At 72.3% G+C, this 21,011-nt stretch carries 18 protein-coding genes; 11 read left to right on the top strand and 7 right to left on the bottom strand.

Features of this window, described 5'->3' with window-relative positions; translation table 11 throughout:
* Positions 1-99 precede the first annotated feature (99 nt).
* The 3 genes from F1C15_RS05750 to F1C15_RS05740 all read left to right on the top strand — a co-directional run bounded on the left by F1C15_RS05750 (position 100) and on the right by F1C15_RS05740 (position 4,544).
* The gene (locus tag F1C15_RS05750; RefSeq protein WP_185233523.1) at positions 100-1,098 is read left to right on the top strand and encodes a hypothetical protein; all 999 of its coding nucleotides are present in this window, start codon (positions 100-102) and stop codon (positions 1,096-1,098) included.
* Between the two features lie 310 nt (positions 1,099-1,408).
* Complete coding sequence (locus F1C15_RS05745) at positions 1,409-2,854, top strand: right-handed parallel beta-helix repeat-containing protein (RefSeq protein WP_185233521.1); 1,446 nt, start codon at positions 1,409-1,411, stop codon at positions 2,852-2,854.
* A 118-nt stretch (positions 2,855-2,972) separates the two neighbouring features.
* The gene (locus F1C15_RS05740; RefSeq protein ID WP_185233512.1) at positions 2,973-4,544 is read left to right on the top strand and encodes a methyltransferase; all 1,572 of its coding nucleotides are present in this window, start codon (positions 2,973-2,975) and stop codon (positions 4,542-4,544) included.
* A gap of 141 nt (positions 4,545-4,685) precedes the next feature.
* On the opposite strand, the gene F1C15_RS05735 is transcribed toward F1C15_RS05740, so the two are convergent.
* Positions 4,686-5,591, bottom strand: coding sequence for an NAD(P)-dependent oxidoreductase (locus F1C15_RS05735; RefSeq protein ID WP_185233510.1), 906 nt, complete (start codon positions 5,589-5,591; stop codon positions 4,686-4,688).
* A 189-nt stretch (positions 5,592-5,780) separates the two neighbouring features.
* On the opposite strand from F1C15_RS05735, the gene F1C15_RS05730 reads away from it, so the two are divergent.
* The 3 genes from F1C15_RS05730 to F1C15_RS05720 all read left to right on the top strand — a co-directional run bounded on the left by F1C15_RS05730 (position 5,781) and on the right by F1C15_RS05720 (position 9,870).
* On the top strand, positions 5,781-5,978 hold the full coding sequence (locus F1C15_RS05730) for a hypothetical protein (protein ID WP_056056812.1): 198 nt from the start codon (positions 5,781-5,783) through the stop codon (positions 5,976-5,978).
* A gap of 462 nt (positions 5,979-6,440) precedes the next feature.
* Positions 6,441-9,011 carry an RNA helicase gene (locus F1C15_RS05725; RefSeq protein WP_185233508.1) on the top strand — a complete coding sequence of 857 codons (2,571 nt, stop codon included), beginning with the start codon at positions 6,441-6,443 and terminating at the stop codon, positions 9,009-9,011.
* 97 nt (positions 9,012-9,108) lie between these two features.
* The gene (locus F1C15_RS05720; RefSeq protein WP_056056808.1) at positions 9,109-9,870 is read left to right on the top strand and encodes an SDR family oxidoreductase; all 762 of its coding nucleotides are present in this window, start codon (positions 9,109-9,111) and stop codon (positions 9,868-9,870) included.
* A gap of 100 nt (positions 9,871-9,970) precedes the next feature.
* Here F1C15_RS05720 and F1C15_RS05715 read toward each other — a convergent pair whose 3' ends face one another.
* The 3 genes from F1C15_RS05715 to F1C15_RS05705 form a co-directional block, all read right to left on the bottom strand.
* Positions 9,971-10,495 (bottom strand): ribonuclease H, encoded by a 525-nt coding sequence (locus F1C15_RS05715; RefSeq protein ID WP_167259982.1) that lies wholly within the window; start codon positions 10,493-10,495, stop codon positions 9,971-9,973.
* 74 nt (positions 10,496-10,569) lie between these two features.
* The gene (locus tag F1C15_RS05710; protein WP_185233506.1) at positions 10,570-11,400 is read right to left on the bottom strand and encodes an aldo/keto reductase; all 831 of its coding nucleotides are present in this window, start codon (positions 11,398-11,400) and stop codon (positions 10,570-10,572) included.
* A gap of 28 nt (positions 11,401-11,428) precedes the next feature.
* Positions 11,429-12,637, bottom strand: coding sequence for an MFS transporter (locus F1C15_RS05705; protein ID WP_185233504.1), 1,209 nt, complete (start codon positions 12,635-12,637; stop codon positions 11,429-11,431).
* A gap of 374 nt (positions 12,638-13,011) precedes the next feature.
* On the opposite strand from F1C15_RS05705, the gene nrdH reads away from it, so the two are divergent.
* From nrdH to nrdF, 4 genes are all read left to right on the top strand, one after another.
* Positions 13,012-13,245, top strand: a complete 234-nt coding sequence (nrdH, locus tag F1C15_RS05700; protein ID WP_056056800.1) for a glutaredoxin-like protein NrdH — start codon at positions 13,012-13,014, stop codon at positions 13,243-13,245.
* 50 nt (positions 13,246-13,295) lie between these two features.
* The gene (nrdI, locus tag F1C15_RS05695; RefSeq protein WP_056056798.1) at positions 13,296-13,712 is read left to right on the top strand and encodes a class Ib ribonucleoside-diphosphate reductase assembly flavoprotein NrdI; all 417 of its coding nucleotides are present in this window, start codon (positions 13,296-13,298) and stop codon (positions 13,710-13,712) included.
* Positions 13,713-13,744: 32 nt separating this feature from the next.
* Positions 13,745-15,850 (top strand): class 1b ribonucleoside-diphosphate reductase subunit alpha, encoded by a 2,106-nt coding sequence (nrdE, locus tag F1C15_RS05690; protein WP_185233502.1) that lies wholly within the window; start codon positions 13,745-13,747, stop codon positions 15,848-15,850.
* A gap of 112 nt (positions 15,851-15,962) precedes the next feature.
* The gene (gene nrdF / locus F1C15_RS05685; protein ID WP_056056795.1) at positions 15,963-16,988 is read left to right on the top strand and encodes a class 1b ribonucleoside-diphosphate reductase subunit beta; all 1,026 of its coding nucleotides are present in this window, start codon (positions 15,963-15,965) and stop codon (positions 16,986-16,988) included.
* 83 nt (positions 16,989-17,071) lie between these two features.
* On the opposite strand, the gene F1C15_RS05680 is transcribed toward nrdF, so the two are convergent.
* From F1C15_RS05680 to F1C15_RS05670, 3 genes are read right to left on the bottom strand one after another with little or no spacing between them, the layout of a single operon-like run.
* A complete protein-coding gene (locus F1C15_RS05680; protein WP_185233500.1) occupies positions 17,072-18,394 on the bottom strand; it encodes a kynureninase in 1,323 nt (440 codons plus the stop codon).
* Entirely contained in the window at positions 18,391-19,446 is a 1,056-nt protein-coding gene (locus F1C15_RS05675; protein ID WP_185233498.1) for an amidohydrolase, read from the bottom strand. The genes F1C15_RS05680 and F1C15_RS05675 overlap by 4 nt, the downstream gene beginning before the upstream one ends.
* A 34-nt stretch (positions 19,447-19,480) precedes the next feature.
* Entirely contained in the window at positions 19,481-20,263 is a 783-nt protein-coding gene (locus tag F1C15_RS05670; protein WP_255465502.1) for a class I SAM-dependent methyltransferase, read from the bottom strand.
* A 72-nt stretch (positions 20,264-20,335) separates the two neighbouring features.
* Here F1C15_RS05670 and msuE point away from each other — a divergent pair, with 72 nt between their 5' ends.
* On the top strand, positions 20,336-20,992 hold the full coding sequence (gene msuE, locus F1C15_RS05665; protein WP_197982106.1) for an FMN reductase: 657 nt from the start codon (positions 20,336-20,338) through the stop codon (positions 20,990-20,992).
* Positions 20,993-21,011: the final 19 nt, after the last annotated feature.

Genomic DNA, 21,011 nt, shown 5'->3' with positions numbered 1-21,011 from the left:
TTGCCCGGCGAGGGTGGAGCGGGAGCTCGTGGCCCCAGAAGGGGGTCCCGGGGGGAGCTGGGCAGACGGAGCGGTCTGGTGCACGGCATACTCTGTGGGATGAGCGATCCGCAGAAGCCGTCCGACCCGTACGACCCCGCCGCCGCTGGGCCCCCCTCGGTGCCGCAGCCCCCGAGCTACGGCGCCTACCCCGGCGCGGGCCAGCAGGCCCCCGTCGGCGACGGCGCCCCCGGCTCGGCGCCGCAGCCGGCCTACGGAGCCCCGCAGACGACGTCCCCGGGCGCGTACGGCGCTCCCCAGGCTCCCTACGGCCAGGCGGGCCAGCCGGGTCAGCCGGGTCAGCCCTACGCCCCCTACGGCGGCCAGCCGTCGTCGCCGGCCGGCGGCAACGGCCTCGCCATCGCCTCCGTCGTGCTCGGCGGCGTCGGCCTGCTGCTCTCGATCATCGTCTTCGGCGGGGTGCTCGGCCTCGTGGGCCTCGCCCTCGGCATCGTGGCGCTCCTCAAGAAGACCGGCTCGCGCCTCCTCGCGATCATCGGCACGGCGCTCTCGGGCCTCGCCGTCCTGGTCTCCGTCGCGGTGCTCGTCGTCGGCCTCGTGGCCGCCGGCAGCGTCCGCGACTCGATCGACGAGAGCTCCGGCGAGACGGGCGGCTCGAGCGACCCCGGCGTCACGGAGCCCACCGAGTCGACCGACGACGCCTCGGAGGAGGCGGCCAGCGAGAACGCCGTCTTCGGCGACGTCTGGTCGTACGACGACGGCATCTCGGTCAGCGTCTCGGCCCCGCAGCCCTTCACGCCGAGCGAGACCGCCGCCGGCGCCGACCAGGCCGCCGCCGTCGTGTTCACGGTCACCGTGCAGAACGACACCGGCGCGAACTACGACCCGATCGAGACCTACTCGAGCGTGTCGTCGGGCGGCGTCGAGGCGAGCCAGGTCTTCGACTCGGCCCAGGGGCTCATGGGCTCGCCGAGCACGACCGTGCCCGCTGGGCAGTCCGCCACCTGGCAGGAGGTCTACTCCGTCAGCGACCCGGCCCAGCTCGTCTACCAGATCGCTCCGGGCTACGACTACGACGCGGCCGTCTTCACGAACTGACGCTCCGTCGCGACCTGCTCCGTGCCGTCCGTCCCCTCGCGGGGCGGGCGGCACGTCGTCGTCGTGGGTGAGGTCGGACGACGCGGCCCCCCAGCTCTGGGGGCGCTCTGCGGGCGGTTGACCCGCCAACGGGGTGGAGACGCTCCGGGGCCCGCATGGGATGGTCGGATCAGCGCCGAGGGCGCGTCGACGACCGCCGGACGGCCACCCTGCCGGGCGCAGGGGGCGCTCCCCGCGCGTGCCGTCGGCCACCACCACCGACACCGGGGAGACGATGATGGGACGAACGACCACCACCAGGAGACTGGCCGTGACGAGCACCGTGGCGGGCGCCGCCGTGCTGCTGACCGTGGCCGCGACGGTCACCGTGCCCGAGGCGGCGCACGCAGCCTCGACGTCCGTCGCGACCGCCGACGGCGTGCCGCTCGCGGGAGCCACGCTGACCACCGGGGCCTTCACGCTCGGGGTCGACGCCCCGGCCGGCTCCGTCGTCAAGGTGAAGGTCGACGGGAGCTACCTCGGCCAGGACAAGGTCGCGCCCTACGCCTTCCCGATCGCCGTCGCCCCGGGCGCCCACGAGCTCGACGTGCGCTGGGAGGACGCCGCGGTCGGCGGACGCCAGGCCGTCGAGGTGCCGTTCACGGTGCGGGCGGCGGCCGTCGCCGCGCCGGTGGCGGCACCTGCACCTGTGCCGTCGCCCGCACCTGCACCTGCACCCGCGCCGGCACCGGCTCCCGCGCCGGCACCGGCTCCCGCGCCGGCGCCGGCACCGGCTCCCGCGCCGGTCCCCGCCCCGACCCCCGCGCCGGCCCCGGTGGCCTCGCCCGCGCCTCCCGCGTCCTCGACGTCGCCCGTGGTGACGCCGGCGGCGACGACGGTGACGGTGTCGACCTCGGCGGGCCTCACCGCGGCGCTGGCGGCGGCGCGGCCGGGCCAGACGATCGCGCTCCGTGACGGCACGTACACCGGCACCTTCCGGGCCGCGGCCGACGGCACGGCCAGCCAGCCGATCCGCCTCACCGGCTCCCGGGCCGCCGTGCTGACCACCGGCAGCGTCTCGAAGGGCTACGGCCTGCACGTGACCGGCGACCGGTGGATCGTCTCGGGGCTGAGCGTGCAGACCGCCCAGAAGGGCATCGTGCTCGACGGCTCGAGCGGCACCGTCGTCGAGGGCGTCGACGTCGGGCGGATCGGCGACGAGGGCGTCCACCTCCGCACGAACAGCGTCGACGTCACCGTCCGGGGCTCGTCGGTGCACGACACCGGGCTCCGCAAGGCGGGCTTCGGCGAGGGCATCTACGTCGGCAGCGCCGTCAGCAACTGGGGCAGCGTGACGGGCTCGTCGTCGACCCCCGACCGCTCCGACCGCGCGCAGATCATCGGCAACACCATCTCCGACACGGCGGCGGAGGGCATCGACCTCAAGGAGGGCACCACGGGCGGCGTCGTCAGCGGCAACGTCTTCCGCGACGCGGGCCGGTCGGGCGAGAACTCGGCCGACTCGTGGGTCGACGTCAAGGGCGACGGCTACCTCGTCACCGCGAACTCCGGCACGGGCACGAAGCTCGACGCCTTCCAGGTGCACGTCACCTCGGGCTGGGGGCGCGGCAACGCCTTCCGCGACAACACGGTGCTCGGCGGCGTGCCCGGTTACGAGGTCTGGGTGCAGAAGGGCGCGGTCGGCACCGTCGTCGCCTGCCGCACGGCCGGCACGCGCGCCGCGGCCGGGCTGACGAACGGGGCCTGCTCCCGCTGAGGCGGCGGCCGCCGCGGCCCCCGCGGCCCCCGCGGCGTGCGCCGAAGCACCGGCGCCGCTCCCGGGCCGGGCGGCGGCCCTGTCCCGGGCCGCGGCCGCCGCGGGGCAAGATGGTCGGGTGCCGTTCCTCTCCACCGACGCCGACCTCCTCGCCCGCCTGCGTTCCGACCTCTCGTCGGCCGACTTCACCGTCGACCGGCTCGGCAGCGCCGACGCCTGGGGCGCCGCCGCCGGCGCGGCCCTGTTCCGCGGCGAGCGGGTGGCCGCTCGCCGTGCCCTGCTCCGCAGCGTCGACCGTGACCCGTCGCTCCGGCCGGCCGCGACCCTCGCGCTGGCCTTCGTGCTGGGCGTCCCACAGCCGGCGGACGACTTGGCGGAGGCGCTGCCGACGCTCGGCGTGGACGGCGCCGAGGCCCTCGGTCTCGTCGAGCGCCGGCCCGGCGGCGAGGTGGCCGCCCTCGTCGACCTGCGCCCCTACGCCTTCGTCGACGCGGCCGGCGAGGCCTCCTGGTGGATCACCTCCGACCTCGGCGAGCTCGCCCTCGGCGGCGCCCTGCGCGAGGACCACGTCCTCGGGGTCGGCGGCGCCTCGGCCACGCTCGCGGGCCTGATGACGCCCGGCACCGTCGACCGCGCGCTCGACCTCGGCACCGGCTGCGGCATCCAGGCCCTGCACGTCGCCCGCCACGCGCGCCACGTGGTCGCCACCGACATCTCGCGGCGGGCCCTCGAGTTCGCGGCCTTCAACGCCGCGCTCAACCTCGTCGACGGCATCGAGTTCCGCCTCGGCAGCCTGTTCGAGCCCGTGGCCGGCGAGACGTTCGACCACGTCGTCTCGAACCCGCCCTTCGTCATCACGCCCCGGGCCCCGGGCGTGCCCGAGTACGAATACCGCGACGGCGGCATGGTCGGCGACGACCTGGTCGCCTCCGTCGTGGCGCAGGTCGGGGCCCACCTCGCCCCCGGCGGCGTCGCGCAGCTGCTCGGCAACTGGGAGACCGGAGGCGCGGGCGCCGCGGCCGGCAAGCGGGGGGCGTACTCGGTGGCCGACTGGGCCTCGCGCGGCGACGTGCCCCTCGACGTCTGGGTCGTCGAGCGCGAGGTGCAGGACCCGGCGGCCTACGCCGAGACCTGGATCCGCGACGGGGGCACCCGCCCGGGCACCGACGACTTCGAGCGCCTCTACGAGGCCTGGCTCGGCGACTTCGAGGCCCGGGGCGTCGTCGAGGTCGGCTTCGGCTACGTCACGCTCCGGCGACCCACGGGCGGAGGCGCGGTGCCCCTGGTGCGCACCGAGCGCCTCCTCGGGGGCCTCGGCTCGAACGACGTCGGGCTGGGCGCTCACCTCGCGGCCACGCTCGACGCCGTCGACGTGCTGCGCGGCCTCGACGACGCGGCGCTGCTCGCGACCCGACTGACGGTCGCCGGCGACGTCACGGAGGAGCGCCACTACTGGCCCGGCAACGACGACCCCACTGTGATCACCCTCGTGCAGGGCGGCGGCTTCGCCCGGCGGGTCGACTCGGGCACCGCGCTCTCGGCCCTGGTGGGCGCCTGCGACGGCGAGCTCAGCGTCGGCGCGATCGTCGGGGCGCTCGCGCACCTGCTGGAGGCCGACGAGTCCGCGCTGACCGCCGAGCTGCTGCCGCAGGTGCGGGAGCTCGTGACGACGGGGATGCTGCGGCCCTGAGACGGACGACGGGCGGGTCCGACCGACCCGGGCGTCGACGGACGCCCGGTCGGGTCGGACTCGCCCGTCGTGCCACGCGCTCCGCGGTCGCGGCCGCGGCCGCGGCCGCGGTCGCGGCCGCCGCGGCCGCCGCCGCCGAGGTCAGTCCTGCTTGCCGACCCGGTCGCCCCAGGTGCGCCAGCTGTACTCCGGCACGAACCCGAGCAGGTCGCGGGCCTTGTCGCTGCTGAGCAGCGAGTCGGTGCCCTCGACGGCCGCGCGGCGCTCCACCTGGGGCCAGAAGCGGTCGGCCAGCACGGCCGTGGGCGTGTTCATGACCGTGTCGGTCGCGGCGATGATGAAGGCCTCGTAGCCGACCAGGTCGCTCTCGAGCGCGCGGCGGACGGCCTGGGCGCCGTCGCGGGCGTCGATGTACGAGAACAGGTTGAAGGTCTTCGCCTCGGGCGTCTCGTCCCACGGGAAGTCCTCGTAGTCGCCGTCGTCCATGACGTTCGAGAAGCGCAGGCCGATCATCTTCAGCTGGCGGTCCCAGCGGGTGAAGTGCCGGGCCATCTCCTCGTCGAGGGCCTTGCCGAGCGAGTACGACGACTCGGGGCGCACGGCGTACTCCTCGTCGAGGGGCAGGTAGGGCGGGTCGAGGTCGAAGGGGATGCCGAGCAGGGTCTCGCTCGAGGCCCAGACGACGTTGCGGATGTGCGCGGCGCGGGCGGCGGCGAAGACGTTGTAGCTGCCGGTCACGTTGTTCGTGAAGAGCGTCGCGTTCGGCACGAGCCCCGGGGCGGGGATCGCGCCGAGGTGCACCACGGCGTCGATCGAGTCGTAGCGGTCGTCGACGTGCGTGAGCGCCTGCACGACCTGCCCGTAGTCGGAGAGGTCGACCTGCACGAAGGTGACGCCGGGCACCGGGTCGGGGCTCGGGACGCGGTCGAGCAGCACGACCTCCCAGCCGTGCTCGGCGAGGTCTCGGACGACCGCGCGGCCGAGCTTGCCGCTGCCGCCGGTGACGGCGACGCGGAGGGGGGCGGGGGAGGGGGCGGGTGACGACATCGTCTGCACTTCCTGGGGAGGGTCTCGAGGGCGCGCGGTGCGCCTCCTCGTTCATACCGTGTCGGGGTGCGGAGGGCCCACAGGGTCCGGCGCCGCCCGGCGTCGCTGGGGGCCGTGCGGGAGGCGCGGGTACCGTGACGAGGACGGCGCGGCCCCGGCCCCGCCACCACCGACAGCGAGAGGACCGCCATGAGCACCGACCCGATCACCGGCAGCACCGACCCCGCCGACCGCGACCTCGACGACCGCACCGACGCGGCCGCCGTGCACGGCGACGACCCCGCCCCCGTCGACGCCCACGGCGCCTCCGAGGCCGACGACGCCGCCCGCGAGGGCGCCGTCGAGCAGGTCGACGACGCACTGGGCGGGCACATCCCTCTGCGGTAGCGCAGCGGACGCAGAGGGATCAGACGAGCACTGTCCGTTGCGCTAGGCCGGGAGCCCCGGCCCACGATCACCCCCCAGCCACCCTTCCCGGAGCCCGAGCCTCACGCTACGGTAGGGTTCGTGCGCCCGGCTGGTTACCGGGGCATCCCGCGCCCGTCGTGCGGCGTCCGGTCGCTCGGGCTCTCCTGATCCGAACTCGAGCTGGCCGACGTCGTGGGCGCGGTGACACGCCCCTGTCCGAGCCCGGCTCGTCGACGGGGGCGTGTCTCGTCTCCGGGCGTCACGCCTCCCTCGGTCGTTTGCCGAACCGAAACGTTCGTGGCACCATCGAGGAGTCCTCACCTCGGGGCGGTTCAGGGTCCGTGGCGAGGGCCCGTCACGGGGTCGCCCCCCGGCCCCGTGACGGCTCTCCCGCCCCGGGCGGAGGCGCGGGCCCGGTCGATGGGGCAGGATCGACTCACCATGTCGCCCGCTCCCACCGCCCCGCTCGCCGCTCTGCTGCCCGGGACCCCGGGAGCGTCCTCGTACGACCCCGACGTCGCCTACACCTCGTTCGTCGAGTGGGCGGAGAGCCGGGGGCTGCCCCTGTACCCCGCGCAGGACGAGGCCATGATGGAGCTCATCTCGGGCGCCTCCGTCGTCCTCAGCACGCCGACCGGCACCGGCAAGTCGCTCGTCGCCGCGGGAGCGCACTTCGTGGCGCTGAGCCAGGGGCGGCGCACGTACTACACGGCGCCGATCAAGGCCCTCGTGAGCGAGAAGTTCTTCGCGCTGGTCGAGCTGTTCGGCGCCGAGAACGTCGGCATGGTGACGGGCGACTCGTCGGTCAACCACGACGCCCCGATCATCTGCTGCACCGCCGAGATCCTCGCCAACCTCGCGCTCCGCGAGGGGCCCGACGCCGAGGTCGACCAGGTCGTCATGGACGAGTTCCACTTCTACGGCGACCAGTCGCGCGGCTGGGCCTGGCAGGTGCCCCTGCTGCTGCTGCCCCGGGCGCAGTTCCTGCTGATGTCGGCGACGCTCGGCGACGTGACGCGCATCACCGACGACCTCGCCCGGCGCACGGGCCGGCCCGTCGCTCGGGTCACCGGCGTCGAGCGCCCCGTGCCCTTGCACTACTCGTACGCGCAGACCCCCGTGCAGGAGACCGTCGAGGAGCTCCTCTCCACCGGCGAGGCCCCGGTCTACGTCGTGCACTTCTCGCAGGCCGCCGCGCTCGAGCGGGCGCAGGCGCTGTCGAGCATCAAGGTCGCGACGCGCGAGCAGCGCGACGAGATCGCCGAGCTGATCGGCGGGTTCCGGTTCAGCACCGGCTTCGGCAAGACGCTCGGCCGGCTCGTTCGCTCGGGCATCGGCGTGCACCACGCGGGCATGCTGCCCAAGTACCGCCGTCTCGTCGAGCAGCTCGCCCAGCGCGGCCTGCTCCGCGTCATCTGCGGCACCGACACCCTCGGCGTCGGCATCAACGTGCCGATCCGCACGGTGCTGCTGACCGCGCTGACGAAGTTCGACGGCACGCGCATGCGCCAGCTCAGCGCCCGCGAGTTCCACCAGGTGGCGGGCCGGGCGGGCCGGGCCGGCTACGACACCTCCGGCACCGTGGTGCTGCAGGCGCCCGAGCACGAGATCGACAACCTCAAGGCGATCGAGAAGGCCGGCGACGACCCGAAGAAGAAGCGCAAGATCGTGCGCAAGAAGGCCCCCGAGGGCTTCGTCTCGTGGGGCGAGCCGAGCTTCCACAAGCTCATCGCGGCGGAGCCCGAGCCCCTGGTGTCGCACCTGCAGGTCACGCACGCGATGCTGCTCAACGTGATCGGCCGCGGCGGCGACGTCTTCGCGAACGTCCGGTCGCTCGTCTTCGACAACCACGAGCCCCTCGCGAAGCAGTACGCGATGGCCCGGCAGGCGATCTCGATCTACCGCACGCTCCGCACCGCGGAGGTCGTCGTGCAGGAGCCCGGCGTCGACGGCGCCGCGCCGACCATCCGCCTCACGGTCGACCTGCAGGCGAACTTCGCGCTCAACCAGCCGCTCTCGCCGTTCGCGCTCGCGACGTTCGAGGTGCTCGACCGCGAGTCGCCCAGCTACGCCCTCGACGTCGTCTCGGTCATCGAGGCGACCCTCGACGACCCGCGGCCGATCCTCTCGCAGCAGCAGTTCAAGGCCCGCGGCGAGGCCGTCGCGGCCATGAAGCAGGAGGGCATCGAGTACGACCAGCGCATGGAGCTGCTCGAGGACGTCACGCACCCCAAGCCCCTCGACGAGCTGCTCACGGCGCTCTTCGAGACCTACGCGGCGTCGCAGCCCTGGATCGGCGACTTCGCCCTCAGCCCGAAGTCGGTCGTGCGCGACCTCTACGAGCGGGCCATGACGTTCGGCGACTACGTCGGCTTCTACGGCCTGGCCCGGTCGGAGGGCCTCGTGCTGCGCTACCTCTCCGACGCGTTCCGCGCCCTGCGGCAGACGGTGCCCGACGAGGCCAAGACCGACGAGCTCGCCGACCTGATCGAGTGGCTGGGCGAGCTGGTGCGCCAGGTCGACTCGAGCCTGCTCGACGAGTGGGAGGAGATGCTGAACCCCCGCGAGGTCGAGGCCCACGACGAGATCGTGCCGCCGGTGCTCCGCCGCTTCACGGCGAACGACCGGGCGTTCCGCATCGCGGTGCGCAACGAGATGTTCCGTCGGGTGCAGCTGATGGCCCGCGACGACGCCGAGGCCCTCGGCCAGCTCGACTCGTCGTCGGGGTGGGACGTCGACCGCTGGGGCGAGGCCCTCGACCGCTACTTCGACGAGTACGACACGATCGGCACCGACACCGACGCGCGGGGCCCGCACATGCTCCAGGTCGAGCAGCTGCCGAGCGTGTGGCGCGTGCGGCAGGTGCTCGCCGACCCCGAGGGCGACCACGACTGGGGCATCTCGGCCGTGGTCGACCTGGCCTCGAGCGACGAGCGCGGGGAGGCGGTGGTCACCGTCACGGCCGTCGGTCCCGCCTCCGACCGGGCCCGGTCGACGGTCGTCGAGGAGTAGCATCGTCGCTGGCCGCGGCACCCCGTCGGCCACCCCGGAGCGACCCTCCGACGCACCGCCCGCAGCACCACCGTGCTCCGCTCCACGAGGAGGACCCATGTCCCGTCTGTCCGGCAAAGTCGCGATCGTCACCGGAGCCGCCTCGGGCATCGGGGAGGCCATCGTCCGCCGCTTCGCGGACGAGGGGGCGCGCGTCGTCGCCACCGACATCCTCGACGGCTCGGCCGTCGCCGCGGAGGCCGGCGCGGAGTTCATCCAGCACGACGTCGCGAACGGCGGCGACTGGAAGCGCGTGATGGACCGCATCGCCGACCACTACGGGCGCCTCGACGTGCTGGTCAACAACGCGGGCATCGTCTCGGGCCAGTCGATCGACGTGACGCAGCTCGAGAGCTGGAACAGGGTCTTCGCCGTCAACGTCACGGGCGTGATGCTCGGCACGCGCTTCGCCATCGAGCAGATGCGCGCGAACCCGGCGTCGTCCGGCGGGTCGATCATCAACCTGGCCCCGGCCACGTCCTTCCTCGGCTTCGGCGACGACGCGGCCTACACCGCCAGCAAGCACGCGCTGGTCGGCCTCACCCGCTCCAGCGCCGCGCACGCGGCGCAGGAGGGCTGGGACATCCGCATCAACTCCCTGCACCCCGGCCCGACCGACACCGCGCTCTTCCGGCGCCAGGTCGAGGCGCAGCCCGCGCTGCTCGACGCCTTCAAGACGATGAGCCCGCGCGGCCGCCTGGCCATGCCGGAGGAGGTCGCGGGCCTCGCCCTGCACCTCGCCTCCGACGACTCGGCCTTCTCGACCGGCGCGCAGTTCGTCGTCGACGGCGGGCTGTCGAGCACCCACCCCTCGATGTAGCGGCGGGCGCCCCCTGCCCGGGGGCGCGCGACGCGACGACGGCCCCGCAGCGCGTGCTGCGGGGCCGTCGTCGGGTGAGGGGGGAGGCGCGGGGCGCGACCTAGAAGAGCGTCGCCGGCGGCTCCGGGGGAGCGGCGACCGGGGAGGTCGTCGCGACCGGCGCACCCGGCCAGCCCGGCCCGCTCGGCACGTCGCTGCGGTTCTGGAACGCCGTCGCGGCGCCGCGGGCGCGGACGTCGGCGGCCTCGTTCATCTCGTGGCCGACGTGGCCGCGCACCCACTCGAAGGTGACAGAGCGCCCCGCGAGGGCGGCGTCGAGCTCCTTGAGGATCTCCACGTTGAGCACGGGCTTGCCGTCGGCCTTGCGCCAGCCCTTGCGCTTCCAGCCCGGCATCCACTCGGTGCAGGCCTTGATCGTGTACTGGCTGTCGCACAGGATGTGGACGGCCTCGTCGGTGCCGGCCGTGGCGCGCAGCAGCTCGAGCACGGCGGTCAGCTCACCCTGGTTGTTCGTGGCCCGGGGCCAGCCCCCGGCGGCCCAGCGGTCGTCGTCGACGTACCAGGCCCAGCCGGCGGGGCCGGGGTTGCCGAGGGCGGATCCGTCAGCGGCGGCGACGATCGTCATGGGTGCTCCTTGCTCGAGATGTGCGCCCACCACGGTACGCGAGCGGGCCGAGCCCCTCGACCCGCGCCTCCGGCTCAGCCGTTCGTGTCGGGGTGCGAGCCGGTGCGCTGCCCGGAGTCCAGCGCCGCGACCGCCGCGAGGTCGTCGTCGTCGAGCTCGAAGCCGAACACGTCGATGTTCGAGCGGATGCGCGCCGGCGTCACCGACTTCGGGATGACGACGAGCCCCTGCTGCAGGTGCCAGCGGATCACGACCTGCGCGGTCGAGACGCCGTGCCGCTCGGCGAGGCGGAGCAGCGTCGGGTCGTCGAGGATCCTGCCGCGGGCCAGGGGCGACCAGGCCTGGGTCACGATGCCGTGCGCCGCGGCGAACTCCCGCACCTCGTGCTGCTGCAGCCACGGGTGCACCTCGACCTGGTCGACGACGGGCACGACGTCGGTCTCGCCGAGCAGGCGCTCGAGGTGGTGCACCTGGAAGTTGCTGACGCCGATCGAGCGGGCCCGCCCCTCCTCCCGGATGCGCTCCAGGGCGCGGTACGTCTCGACGTACCGGTCCTGGGTCGGGGCCGGCCAGTGGATGAGGTACAGCTCGACGTGGTCGGTGCCGAGGGTCTCGAGGCTGCGGTCGAAGGCGCGCAGGGTCTCGTCGTAGCCGTGGTCGGTGTTCCACACCTTCGTGGTGAGGAAGACGTCGTCCCGGGGCACGCCCGAGGCGCGCATCGCCCGGCCGACGCCGCCCTCGTTGCCGTAGAACGACGCCGTGTCGAGGTGGCGGTAGCCCGCCTCGAGCGCCGTCGCGACGACCGTCTCGGCCTCGTCGTCGGGCACCTTGTAGACGCCGAGCCCCAGCTGGGGGATGGTGGTGCCGTCGTTCAGGGCGAGGGTGGGCGTGTCGATGGGGGCCATCCCTCGATCATGGCACCGGAGTCGCGGGTCAGCTGGGCTGGACGGGCACCGGTTCGGTGTCGGGCAGCGGGCTCGCGTCGCGCCCGCGCAGATCGGGCAGCGAGCGGTGGAAGACGGCGCCCACCACAGCCCCGACGAGCGCGAACACGGCGGCCACCAGCAGGCCGCCCTGGCCGCCGATCCGGTCGATCCAGAAGCCGGCGATCGCGGAGCCGAGGGCGGAGCCGATCAGCTGGCCGGTGCCGGCCCAGCCGTAGGCCTCGGCCGTGTCGCTGAACTTCACGCTCGACGACACGATCGCGAACATGACGGCCAGGGCCGGGGCGATGCCGACGCCGGCGACGAGCAGGGCGGCGCTGAGCGGCAGCAGTCCGCTGACGAAGACGGCCAGGGTCATGCCGACGAAGACGATCGCGAGGCGGCGGGCCAGCGCCCACGGGCCCACCGGCACGTGCCCGAGGGCGAGGCCGCCGACGAGCGAGCCGAGGGCGAAGACGGCGAGGGCGATGCCCGAGTCGGCGCTGCCCTCGCCGAAGAGGGCGACGACCCCGGCCTCGACGGCCGCGCAGGCGCCGATGAGGAGGAAGCCGGAGGCGGTGGCCAGCAGCACGGTCGGCCGCGCGAGCACCTTGCCGAAGGCGCGCTTGCTGCGCGGGATGCGCACCCGGCCGACCTCGGGCGAGGCGATGAACCAGGCGCCGCCCCCGACCAGGAAGACGGCGGCGAGCCAGATGGCCTCCTGCGTGCCGACCTGCGTGCCGACGAAGGTGGTGATGACCGGGCCGGCGACCCAGATGATCTCTTGGGCGGAGGCGTCGAGGGAGAACAGGGGGGTCAGCTGCGACGAGTTGACCATCTTCGGGTAGATGGTGCGCACGGCGGGCTGGACGGGAGGCACGCTGAGGCCGGTCACGAAGCCGAGCGCCATGAAGGCGGGCACGGAGAAGTCGTACAGCGTGAAGGTCACCATCGTGACGAAGCAGACGACGAGGGTGAGCAGCAGGACGGGGCGCATGCCCCAGCGGCCCATCCACCGGCTCGTCAGGGGGCCCGAGATGGCCTGCCCGAGGCTCGTCGCGGCGAGCACGAGGCCGGCCGCGGCGTACGAGTGGTGGACGTGCTCGACGTGGAGGAGGAACGCGAGCGAGAGCATCCCGAACGGGAAGCGCGCGGTCAGCTGCGCCGCGATGATGCGGCCGACGCCCGGCGTCTTCAGGAGGGAGGTGTAGGTGCTCACGAGGAGTCGAGTCTACGGACGCCCGGAGGCCCTCGACAGCCCTCCGCCGACTCGCCGCGACACGCCGGGGCCCCGAACTGGGGACACCCCTTCGGTGATGTCGGTGGTGGGGACGAACATGTGGAGAACGGCCCAGAACCGGGGAGAACCCGGCTCGTTCTGTGCAGAACGTGTGCGGTTCCCTGTGGAGAACTCGGTCCGGCGAACTACAGGCGTGTAACACCGCATCTAGTTGCGGGGGCAACCCCCGGCCACTAGATGTAGTATCGAACAGTCGCCACGGGCACCACGCCCGCAGGCCCCACAAGCCCACCGCACGGCGTCCGCGCCGCTCACCACCCGGCTCCCGAGCCGACCAGAACACAGGGGATCCCATGGCCATCACCGTCTACACCAAGCCGTCCTGCGTCCAGTGCACCGCGACCTACCGTGCGCTCGACAACAAGGGCATCGAGTACGAGGTGCTCGACGTCACCGCCGACGAGGCCGCGCTCGAGACCGTCAAGGCCCTCGGGTACCTGCAGGCCCCCGTCGTGATCGCCGACGACGACCACTGGAGCGGCTTCCGCCCCGACAAGATCGCCGGCCTGGCCGCCCGCATCTCCTGACCCGCGCCTCCCGGGCCGCGGTCGCCGACGAGACAGGAGGCTCGCCTGACATGACGAACCTCGTCTACTTCTCGAGCGTCTCCGGCAACACCCACCGCTTCGTCATGAAGCTGGGCGTGCCGGCCGAGCGCATCCCGCTGTTCCCCTCGGAACAGCCGCTCCACGTCAGCGACCCCTACGTGCTCGTCCTGCCGACCTACGGCGGCGGCGAGGGCCGGGGCGCCGTGCCGAAGCAGGTCATCCGCTTCCTCAACGACGAGGGCAACCGCTCCCTCATCAGGGGCGTCGTGGCCGCGGGCAACACGAACTTCGGCGAGGGGTACTGCTTGGCCGGCGACATCGTCGCCGCCAAGTGCGACGTGCCCCTCCTCTATCGATTCGAGGTCTTCGGGACTCCCGACGACGTCACAGCCGTAAGAACTGGATTGGAAGAATTTTGGACACAGCAGTCGATGACCTCGAAGTGATCGCCGCCCCGGGGCAGGGACTCAGCTCCGGGATGGACTACCACTCCCTGAACGCGATGCTGAACCTCTACGGCCCGTCCGGCGAGATCCAGTTCGAGAAGGACCGCGAGGCGGCGAAGCAGTACTTCCTGCAGCACGTCAACCAGAACACGGTCTTCTTCCACAACCTGCGCGAGCGCCTCGACTACCTCGTCGAGAACGAGTACTACGAGCTCGCCACCATCGAGCAGTACGACTTCGCCTTCATCGAGAAGCTGAACGACCTCGCCTACTCGAAGAAGTTCCGCTTCCAGACCTTCCTCGGCGCGTTCAAGTACTACACCTCGTACACGCTCAAGACGTTCGACGGCAAGCGCTACCTCGAGCGCTTCGAAGACCGGGTGGTCATGACGGCCCTCGGCCTCGCCCAGGGCGACGAGCAGCTCGCGATCGACCTGGTGGAGGAGATCATCGGCGGCCGCTTCCAGCCGGCCACCCCGACCTTCCTCAACACGGCGAAGGCCCAGCGCGGCGAGCTCGTCAGCTGCTTCCTGCTGCGCATCGAAGACAACATGGAGTCGATCTCGCGCGGCATCAACTCGTCGCTGCAGCTCTCGAAGCGCGGCGGCGGCGTCGCCCTCTCGCTCTCGAACATCCGTGAGGCCGGCGCCCCGATCAAGCAGATCGAGAACCAGTCGTCGGGCATCATCCCCGTCATGAAGCTCCTCGAAGACAGCTTCAGCTACGCGAACCAGCTCGGTGCCCGTCAGGGCGCGGGGGCCGTGTACCTCAGCGCGCACCACCCCGACATCATGCGGTTCCTCGACACGAAGCGTGAGAACGCGGACGAGAAGATCCGCATCAAGACGCTCTCCCTCGGCGTCGTCGTGCCCGACATCACGTTCGAGCTCGCCAAGAACAACGAGGACATGTACCTCTTCTCGCCGTACGACGTCGAGAAGATCTACGGCGTCCCCTTCGGCGACGTCCCGATCAGCGAGAAGTACCGCGAGATGGTGGCCGACGGCCGCATCAAGAAGACCAAGATCAAGGCCCGCGACTTCTTCCAGACGATCGCGGAGATCCAGTTCGAGTCGGGCTACCCCTACATCGTCTTCGAGGACACCGTCAACGCGGCGAACCCGATCAAGGGCCGCATCAACATGTCGAACCTGTGCTCGGAGATCCTGCAGGTCAACACCCCGACCACGTTCAACGAGGACCTCTCGTACAACGAGATCGGGAAGGACATCTCCTGCAACCTCGGGTCGATGAACATCGCCCTGGCGATGGATGCCCCCGACTTCGGCAAGACGGTCGAGACGGCCATCCGCGGCCTCAGCGCCGTCAGCGACATGAGCCACATCCAGTCGGTGCGCTCGATCGAGGTCGGCAACGACCAGTCGCACGCCATCGGCCTCGGCCAGATGAACCTCCACGGCTACCTGGCTCGTGAGCGCGTGCACTACGGCAGCGAAGAAGCGATCGACTTCACGAACATCTACTTCTACACGGTGCTGTTCCACGCCCTGCGGGCCTCGAACACCATCGCGATCGAGCGGGGCGTGACCTTCGGCGGCTTCGAGGACAGCAAGTACGCCTCCGGCGAGTTCTTCGACAAGTACACCGAGCAGGCCTGGGTGCCGGCGACCGAGCGCGCCGCGGGTCTGTTCGCCGCCTCCGGCGTCGCGATCCCGACGCAGGCCGACTGGCTCGCCCTCAAGGCCAGCGTCATGGAGCACGGCCTGTACAACCAGAACCTGCAGGCGGTGCCCCCGACCGGCTCGATCTCGTACATCAACCACTCGACGTCGTCGATCCACCCGATCGCGTCGAAGATCGAGATCCGCAAGGAAGGCAAGCTCGGCCGCGTCTACTACCCGGCGCCGTTCATGACGAACGACAACCTGGAGTACTACACCGACGCGTACGAGATCGGCCCCGAGAAGATCATCGACACCTACGCCGCGGCGACGCAGCACGTCGACCAGGGCCTCTCGCTGACCCTATTCTTCAAGGACACCGCGTCGACCCGCGACATCAACAGGGCGCAGATCTACGCATGGCGCAAGGGCATCAAGACGATCTACTACATCCGTCTGCGCCAGCTCGCGCTCGAGGGCACCGAGGTCGACGGCTGCGTCAGCTGCATGCTCTAGTGCTCGTCGCCGTGCCGCTCCTGCGGTGCGGCACCCGGCGGGGGCCGGTCTCGACGACCGGCCCCCGCCTCCTGAACTGAGAACCACGGCACCACCCGACGGAAGAGACGACATGACCATCACCGACAAGATCAACAGCGTCGCCGGCGACCCGGTGCACGCCACCGGCAAGTCGATCCCGCTGATCAAGTCGGTCAGTGCGATCAACTGGAACCGCATCCAGGACGACAAGGACGTCGAGGTCTGGAACCGACTCGTCAACAACTTCTGGCTGCCGGAGAAGATCCCGCTGTCGAACGACGTGCAGTCGTGGAACACCCTCACGCCGGAGGAGCAGCAGCTCACCATGCGCGTGTTCACGGGCCTCACGCTGCTCGACACCATCCAGGGCACCGTCGGCGCGATCAGCCTCATCCCGGACGCGATCACCCCGCACGAGGAGGCCGTCTACACGAACATCGCGTTCATGGAGTCGGTGCACGCCAAGAGCTACTCGTCGATCTTCTCGACCCTCGCGTCGACCCCCGAGATCGACGACGCCTTCCGCTGGTCGGTCGAGAACCCGAACCTGCAGAAGAAGGCACAGATCGTCCTCGACTACTACACGGGCGACGACCCCCTGAAGCGCAAGGTCGCCTCGACGCTGCTCGAGTCGTTCCTGTTCTACAGCGGCTTCTACCTGCCGATGTACTGGTCGTCGCGGGCGAAGCTCACCAACACCGCTGACCTGATCCGTCTCATCATCCGCGACGAGGCCGTGCACGGGTACTACATCGGCTACAAGTTCCAGAAGGGCCTCGAAGGAGCCTCCGAGGAGCGCAAGCAGGAGATCAAGGACTACACGTTCAACCTCCTCTTCGAGCTCTATGAGAACGAGATCCAGTACACGCAGGATCTGTACGACGGCGTCGGCCTGACGGAGGACGTCCGTAAGTTCCTGCACTACAACGCCAACAAGGCGCTGATGAACCTCGGCTACGAGCCGATGTTCCCGAAGGACGCCACCGACGTGAACCCGGCGATCCTGTCGGCCCTGTCGCCGAACGCCGACGAGAACCACGACTTCTTCTCCGGGTCGGGCTCGTCGTACGTCATCGGCAAGGCCGTCAACACGGAAGACGAGGACTGGGACTTCTAGCCCCTCCCCGCACACGCCACGAAGGGCGCCGGCTCCGGCCGGCGCCCTTCGTCGTGCCCCGCCTCTCCACCGAGGTGGCGGGTTCAGGGGGTGGTGGGGCCCGGCTCGGGGGCGGAGACGGCGGCCGGGGCGGCCTGCTGCTCCTGCAGGGCGGTGCGCACCGCGGCCAGGCCGACCCGCACCTCCTCGAAGCTGGTCGAGAGCGGCGACAGGCCGATGCGCAGCCCGTCGGGGTTGCGGAAGTCGGGCACCACGCCCTGCTCCCAGAGCGTCGCGACCACCTCGCGGAACGCCGCGTGCCGGATCATCACGTGGCTGCCCCGCTGCGACGGGTCGCGGGGGCTCGCGACCTCGACGCCGAGCGGCTCGAGCCACGCGTCGACGAGCTCGAGCGCGTACTCGGTGAGCGCGACCGACTTGGCACGGACCGCCTCCACCCCGGCCTCGTCGACCAGGTCGAGCATGTCCTGCATCGCGAGCATCCCGACCACCGGCGGCGTGCCGCTGATGAACCGTCGGATGCCCGGCGACGCCGTGTACCCGTCCGCCATCGCGAAGACGTCGGCGGCGCCCATCCAGCCCTGGATCGGCTGCTCGAGCTCGGCGACCAGGTCGGCCCGGGCGTAGAGGAACGCGGGCGCTCCCGGCCCGCCGTTGAGGTACTTGTAGGTGCAGCCCACCGCGATGTCAACGCCCCACGCGTCGAGCTGCATCGGCACCACGCCCACCGAGTGGCAGAGGTCGGCGACCAGCAGGGCCCCCGCCTCCCGCACCCCGGTCGCGATGGCCGCGAGGTCGGCGACGAACGCCGACCGGTACGACACGTGGTTGACCAGCACGACCGCCGTGTCGGGCCCCAGCACCGGCGCGAGCAGCTCGGGCGTCACGCCGAGGGCCGGGTCGACCGACACCCAGCGCACGACGGCGCCCCGCTCGCGCGCGATGCCCTCGACCACGAAGCGGTCGGTCGGGAACTGGTCGTCGTCGATGACGATCTCGTGCCGACCGGGCCGCGCCGCGAGCGCCGCCCGGATCGCCTTGTAGAGCAGCACGGTGGTCGAGTCGCCGACGACCGTCTGCCCGGGCGCCGCGCCGAGCGCCACGGCGCCGATGCGGTCGCCGACCTCGGTGGGCAGCGCCATCCAGCGCTCGTCCCACGAACGGATCAGCCGGGTGCCCCAGTCGTGCCGCAGCAGCTGCTCGACGCGCGGCCCCGTCGCGAGCAGGGGCCGCCCCAGCGAGTTGCCGTCGAGGTAGGAGACCACGTCGCCCGCGGGCACGAACCTCGCGACCAGCGCGGCGAGCGGGTCGGCCGCGTCGTGCGGCGCCGCCGGCAGGTCGTCGGCGCCGGCGGGGGAGGCGGGCGAGGCGGCGGGGGCGGGCGAGGTGGGGGAGGCGTCGGTCATCGGGTCTTCTCCAGCAGGGTGTCGGGGGTGAGCACGGAGGCGGTGGCCAGCCACGCGGGAGCGTCGCCGTCGGGGCCCGGCGGCGCGGTCGGGATCCACGACGCCCGGCGCGACCAGTGGCGGCCGTCGCTGCCCGCGTCGAGGGTGTCGTCGCTGCCGAGCGCCCGGAGCAGCTCGTCGAGGCCGAGCCCCGCGCGCTGCAGCGCCCGCAGCTCGCGTTCGTTGACTCCCACGGGCAGGTCGCCGTTGCCGAGGTCGGTCCCGTAGAGCACGTGCCCGCCGGCCGCCCGGAACCTCGTGAGGTTCGTGACGGCGATCTCGTGCTCCGCGCCTCCCCGGCCGTGGCCGTGGATGTCGAGCGTGCTGATCCACGTGCCGTCGGCGGCACGGTCGACGAGGTCGTCGGTCAGCACCTCGCTGAAGGGGGTGTGCGCGAAGCGCAGCAGGCCGGCGTCGAGGGCACGGCGCACCTGCCCGAGGCCCTGCACGTGGGCGACTGTGAGCAGCTGCACGTCGTCGGCGGCCTCCGCGATCGCCTCGAGCAGCGCCCGGTCGAGCACCGGCCCGACGTCGCCGTTGAGCGCGACCTTGATCACCGACGCCCCGAGGTCGCGCATCCGTCGCACCTCGCGGTGCGCGTCGACCGTGCTCGTGATCGGCACCGCGGCGGTGGCGGGCGCCCAGCCGGCGCGGCTCGGGTAGCCGCCCGGGGCGCCGAGCAGGCCGCCCGCCACCTGGACCTCGGGCCAGGCGTCGTCCATCCGGCCGTGCTCGGGCCAGAGGGAGGCCTCGTCCGGGTCCCAGCCGAGGTCGAGCACCCGGGCGATGCCGCCCGGCCCGAGCTGCGTCGGGTCGACGAGGCCGAGGTGGACGTGCGAGTCGGTGAAGGGCGAGAGCAGCGTGCCGGGCAGGTGCGGCAGCGCCGCCGAGGTCGCGGGGTCGGGGCTGCCGAAGAGGTGCAGCCCCTCGCGCGTGGCCCGCACGACCGACGGCCCGCGCCAGCGGCCCGACCACACGTGGTCGACCGTGACGAGCAGGGCCTCCGGGGTCATGACCCCACCGTACGGGCAGCGCCCGTGCCGCGGCTCAGCCGAGCAGCACGGCCCGGCTGCACCGCGTCACGTACGGCAGGCGGATGAGGTCGACGCCCCGGGTGTCGGGGTGCGTGTCGAGCAGCGCGCCGACGTCGCGCAGCACCTGCGCCCGGTCGTCGCCCGACAGGGTGATGACGTAGCTGCGCGAGGCGATCATCGCGAGGAACTCGTCGCGCTCGAGCTCGTGCACCCACTCGACGTCGTGCCGCTCGACCTCGCCGAACGGCGCCCCGACGACGGGCGCCTCCGACTGCATGTCGCGCTCGGCGGGCTGGTTCAGCACACGGCTGAGGGCGGCGAGCCACGGCACCGTCTCGTCGCGGATGTTCCAGAGCAGCCCGAGGGTGCCGCCCGGCCGCAGCACGCGGGCGACCTCCGGCACGGCGACCACGGGGTCGACCCAGTGCCAGGCCTGGGCGACGAGCACGGCGTCGACCGAGTCGTCGGCGAGCGGCATGCTCTCGGCGCTGCCGGCGAGCGACCGGGCCCGCGGCACGACGCGCTCGAGGATCTCGCGCATGCCCTCGCTCGGCTCCACGGCGACGACCTCGTCGACCTGCTCGAGCAGCACGCGGGTCAGCTTGCCCGTGCCGGCCCCGAGGTCGACCACGTCGCGGGCGCCGCGCGGCAGCAGCCACTCGACGGCCTTGCGGGGGTAGGAGGGGCGGCCGCGTTCGTAGACGTCGGCGGCCAGGCCGAAGGAGGCGGCGTGCAGCGCGAGCACGTCGGCCGGGTCGGCGGGGGCGGAGGCGGAGGCAGGTAGGTGATGCGTCACCAGGTCACTGTCGCACGACTCAGAACGTCACACGCGAACGTTACGACGAGGGGAGGGGCGAGCATGGTCGTCATGACTCAGACACCTCCGCTGCGCGTCGTCGCCGTGTCGGGAACGCTCAGCACGCCCAGCAAGACCGACGCCCTGGTCGACGCGATCCTCGACGAGCTCGCCCTGGTCATGCCGATCGAGCGGCACGTCATCCGGGTCAGCGAGCTCGGTCCGCTCTTCGCCGGGGCGCTCACCCGCGACCAGCTCGACGCGCGGGTCGAGCGCGAGCTGCGGGCCATCGAGGGGGCCGACCTGCTGATCGCGGCCTCACCGGTCTACCGCGCCTCCTTCACGGGCCTCTTCAAGCACCTCTTCGACTTCGTCGAGCAGTACGCGCTCGTCGACGTGCCGGTGCTGCTCGCCGCCACGGGCGGCAGCGAGCGCCACGCGCTCATCCTCGAGCACTCGCTGCGGCCGCTCTTCGGCTTCTTCCAGGCGTTGACGCTCCCGCTCGGCGTCTACGCGCACGCCAGCGACTTCACCGACCGCCGCGTGACGGCGCCCCTGCTGCAGGAGCGCATCCGCAACGCCATCGCCCGCGGGCTGCCGCTGATCCGCTCGAGCACCGCCGAGAAGCGCCGCATCGAGGAGTCGCTGAGCGGCGCCGCCCTCGACGCCGACGTCGACCTCCGCGCCGCCGAGCTCGACGCGACCGTGCCCACCCGGCTGTACAGCTGACCGCCGAGATATCCTGGTC

The organism is Frigoribacterium sp. NBH87, assembly GCF_014217665.1.
Classification (GTDB): Bacteria; Actinomycetota; Actinomycetes; order Actinomycetales; family Microbacteriaceae; genus Frigoribacterium; species Frigoribacterium endophyticum.
The sequence above is the reverse complement of the archived record's forward strand: the minus strand, read 5'-3'. Positions and strand labels throughout refer to the sequence as shown.

What these genes read in the sequence shown, in the direction of transcription:
- F1C15_RS05750 (WP_185233523.1), top strand. Translation starts at nt 100, where the DNA reads ATGAGCGATCCGCAGAAGCCGTCCGACCCGTACGACCCCGCCGCCGCT.
- F1C15_RS05735 (WP_185233510.1), bottom strand. Translation starts at nt 5,591, where the DNA reads ATGTCGTCACCCGCCCCCTCCCCCGCCCCCCTCCGCGTCGCCGTCACC.
- F1C15_RS05730 (WP_056056812.1), top strand. Translation starts at nt 5,781, where the DNA reads ATGAGCACCGACCCGATCACCGGCAGCACCGACCCCGCCGACCGCGAC.
- F1C15_RS05725 (WP_185233508.1), top strand. Translation starts at nt 6,441, where the DNA reads ATGTCGCCCGCTCCCACCGCCCCGCTCGCCGCTCTGCTGCCCGGGACC.
- F1C15_RS05720 (WP_056056808.1), top strand. Translation starts at nt 9,109, where the DNA reads ATGTCCCGTCTGTCCGGCAAAGTCGCGATCGTCACCGGAGCCGCCTCG.
- F1C15_RS05715 (WP_167259982.1), bottom strand. Translation starts at nt 10,495, where the DNA reads ATGACGATCGTCGCCGCCGCTGACGGATCCGCCCTCGGCAACCCCGGC.
- F1C15_RS05710 (WP_185233506.1), bottom strand. Translation starts at nt 11,400, where the DNA reads ATGGCCCCCATCGACACGCCCACCCTCGCCCTGAACGACGGCACCACC.
- nrdH (WP_056056800.1), top strand. Translation starts at nt 13,012, where the DNA reads ATGGCCATCACCGTCTACACCAAGCCGTCCTGCGTCCAGTGCACCGCG.
- nrdI (WP_056056798.1), top strand. Translation starts at nt 13,296, where the DNA reads ATGACGAACCTCGTCTACTTCTCGAGCGTCTCCGGCAACACCCACCGC.
- nrdE (WP_185233502.1), top strand. Translation starts at nt 13,745, where the DNA reads ATGGACTACCACTCCCTGAACGCGATGCTGAACCTCTACGGCCCGTCC.
- nrdF (WP_056056795.1), top strand. Translation starts at nt 15,963, where the DNA reads ATGACCATCACCGACAAGATCAACAGCGTCGCCGGCGACCCGGTGCAC.
- F1C15_RS05680 (WP_185233500.1), bottom strand. Translation starts at nt 18,394, where the DNA reads ATGACCGACGCCTCCCCCACCTCGCCCGCCCCCGCCGCCTCGCCCGCC.
- F1C15_RS05675 (WP_185233498.1), bottom strand. Translation starts at nt 19,446, where the DNA reads ATGACCCCGGAGGCCCTGCTCGTCACGGTCGACCACGTGTGGTCGGGC.
- msuE (WP_197982106.1), top strand. Translation starts at nt 20,336, where the DNA reads ATGACTCAGACACCTCCGCTGCGCGTCGTCGCCGTGTCGGGAACGCTC.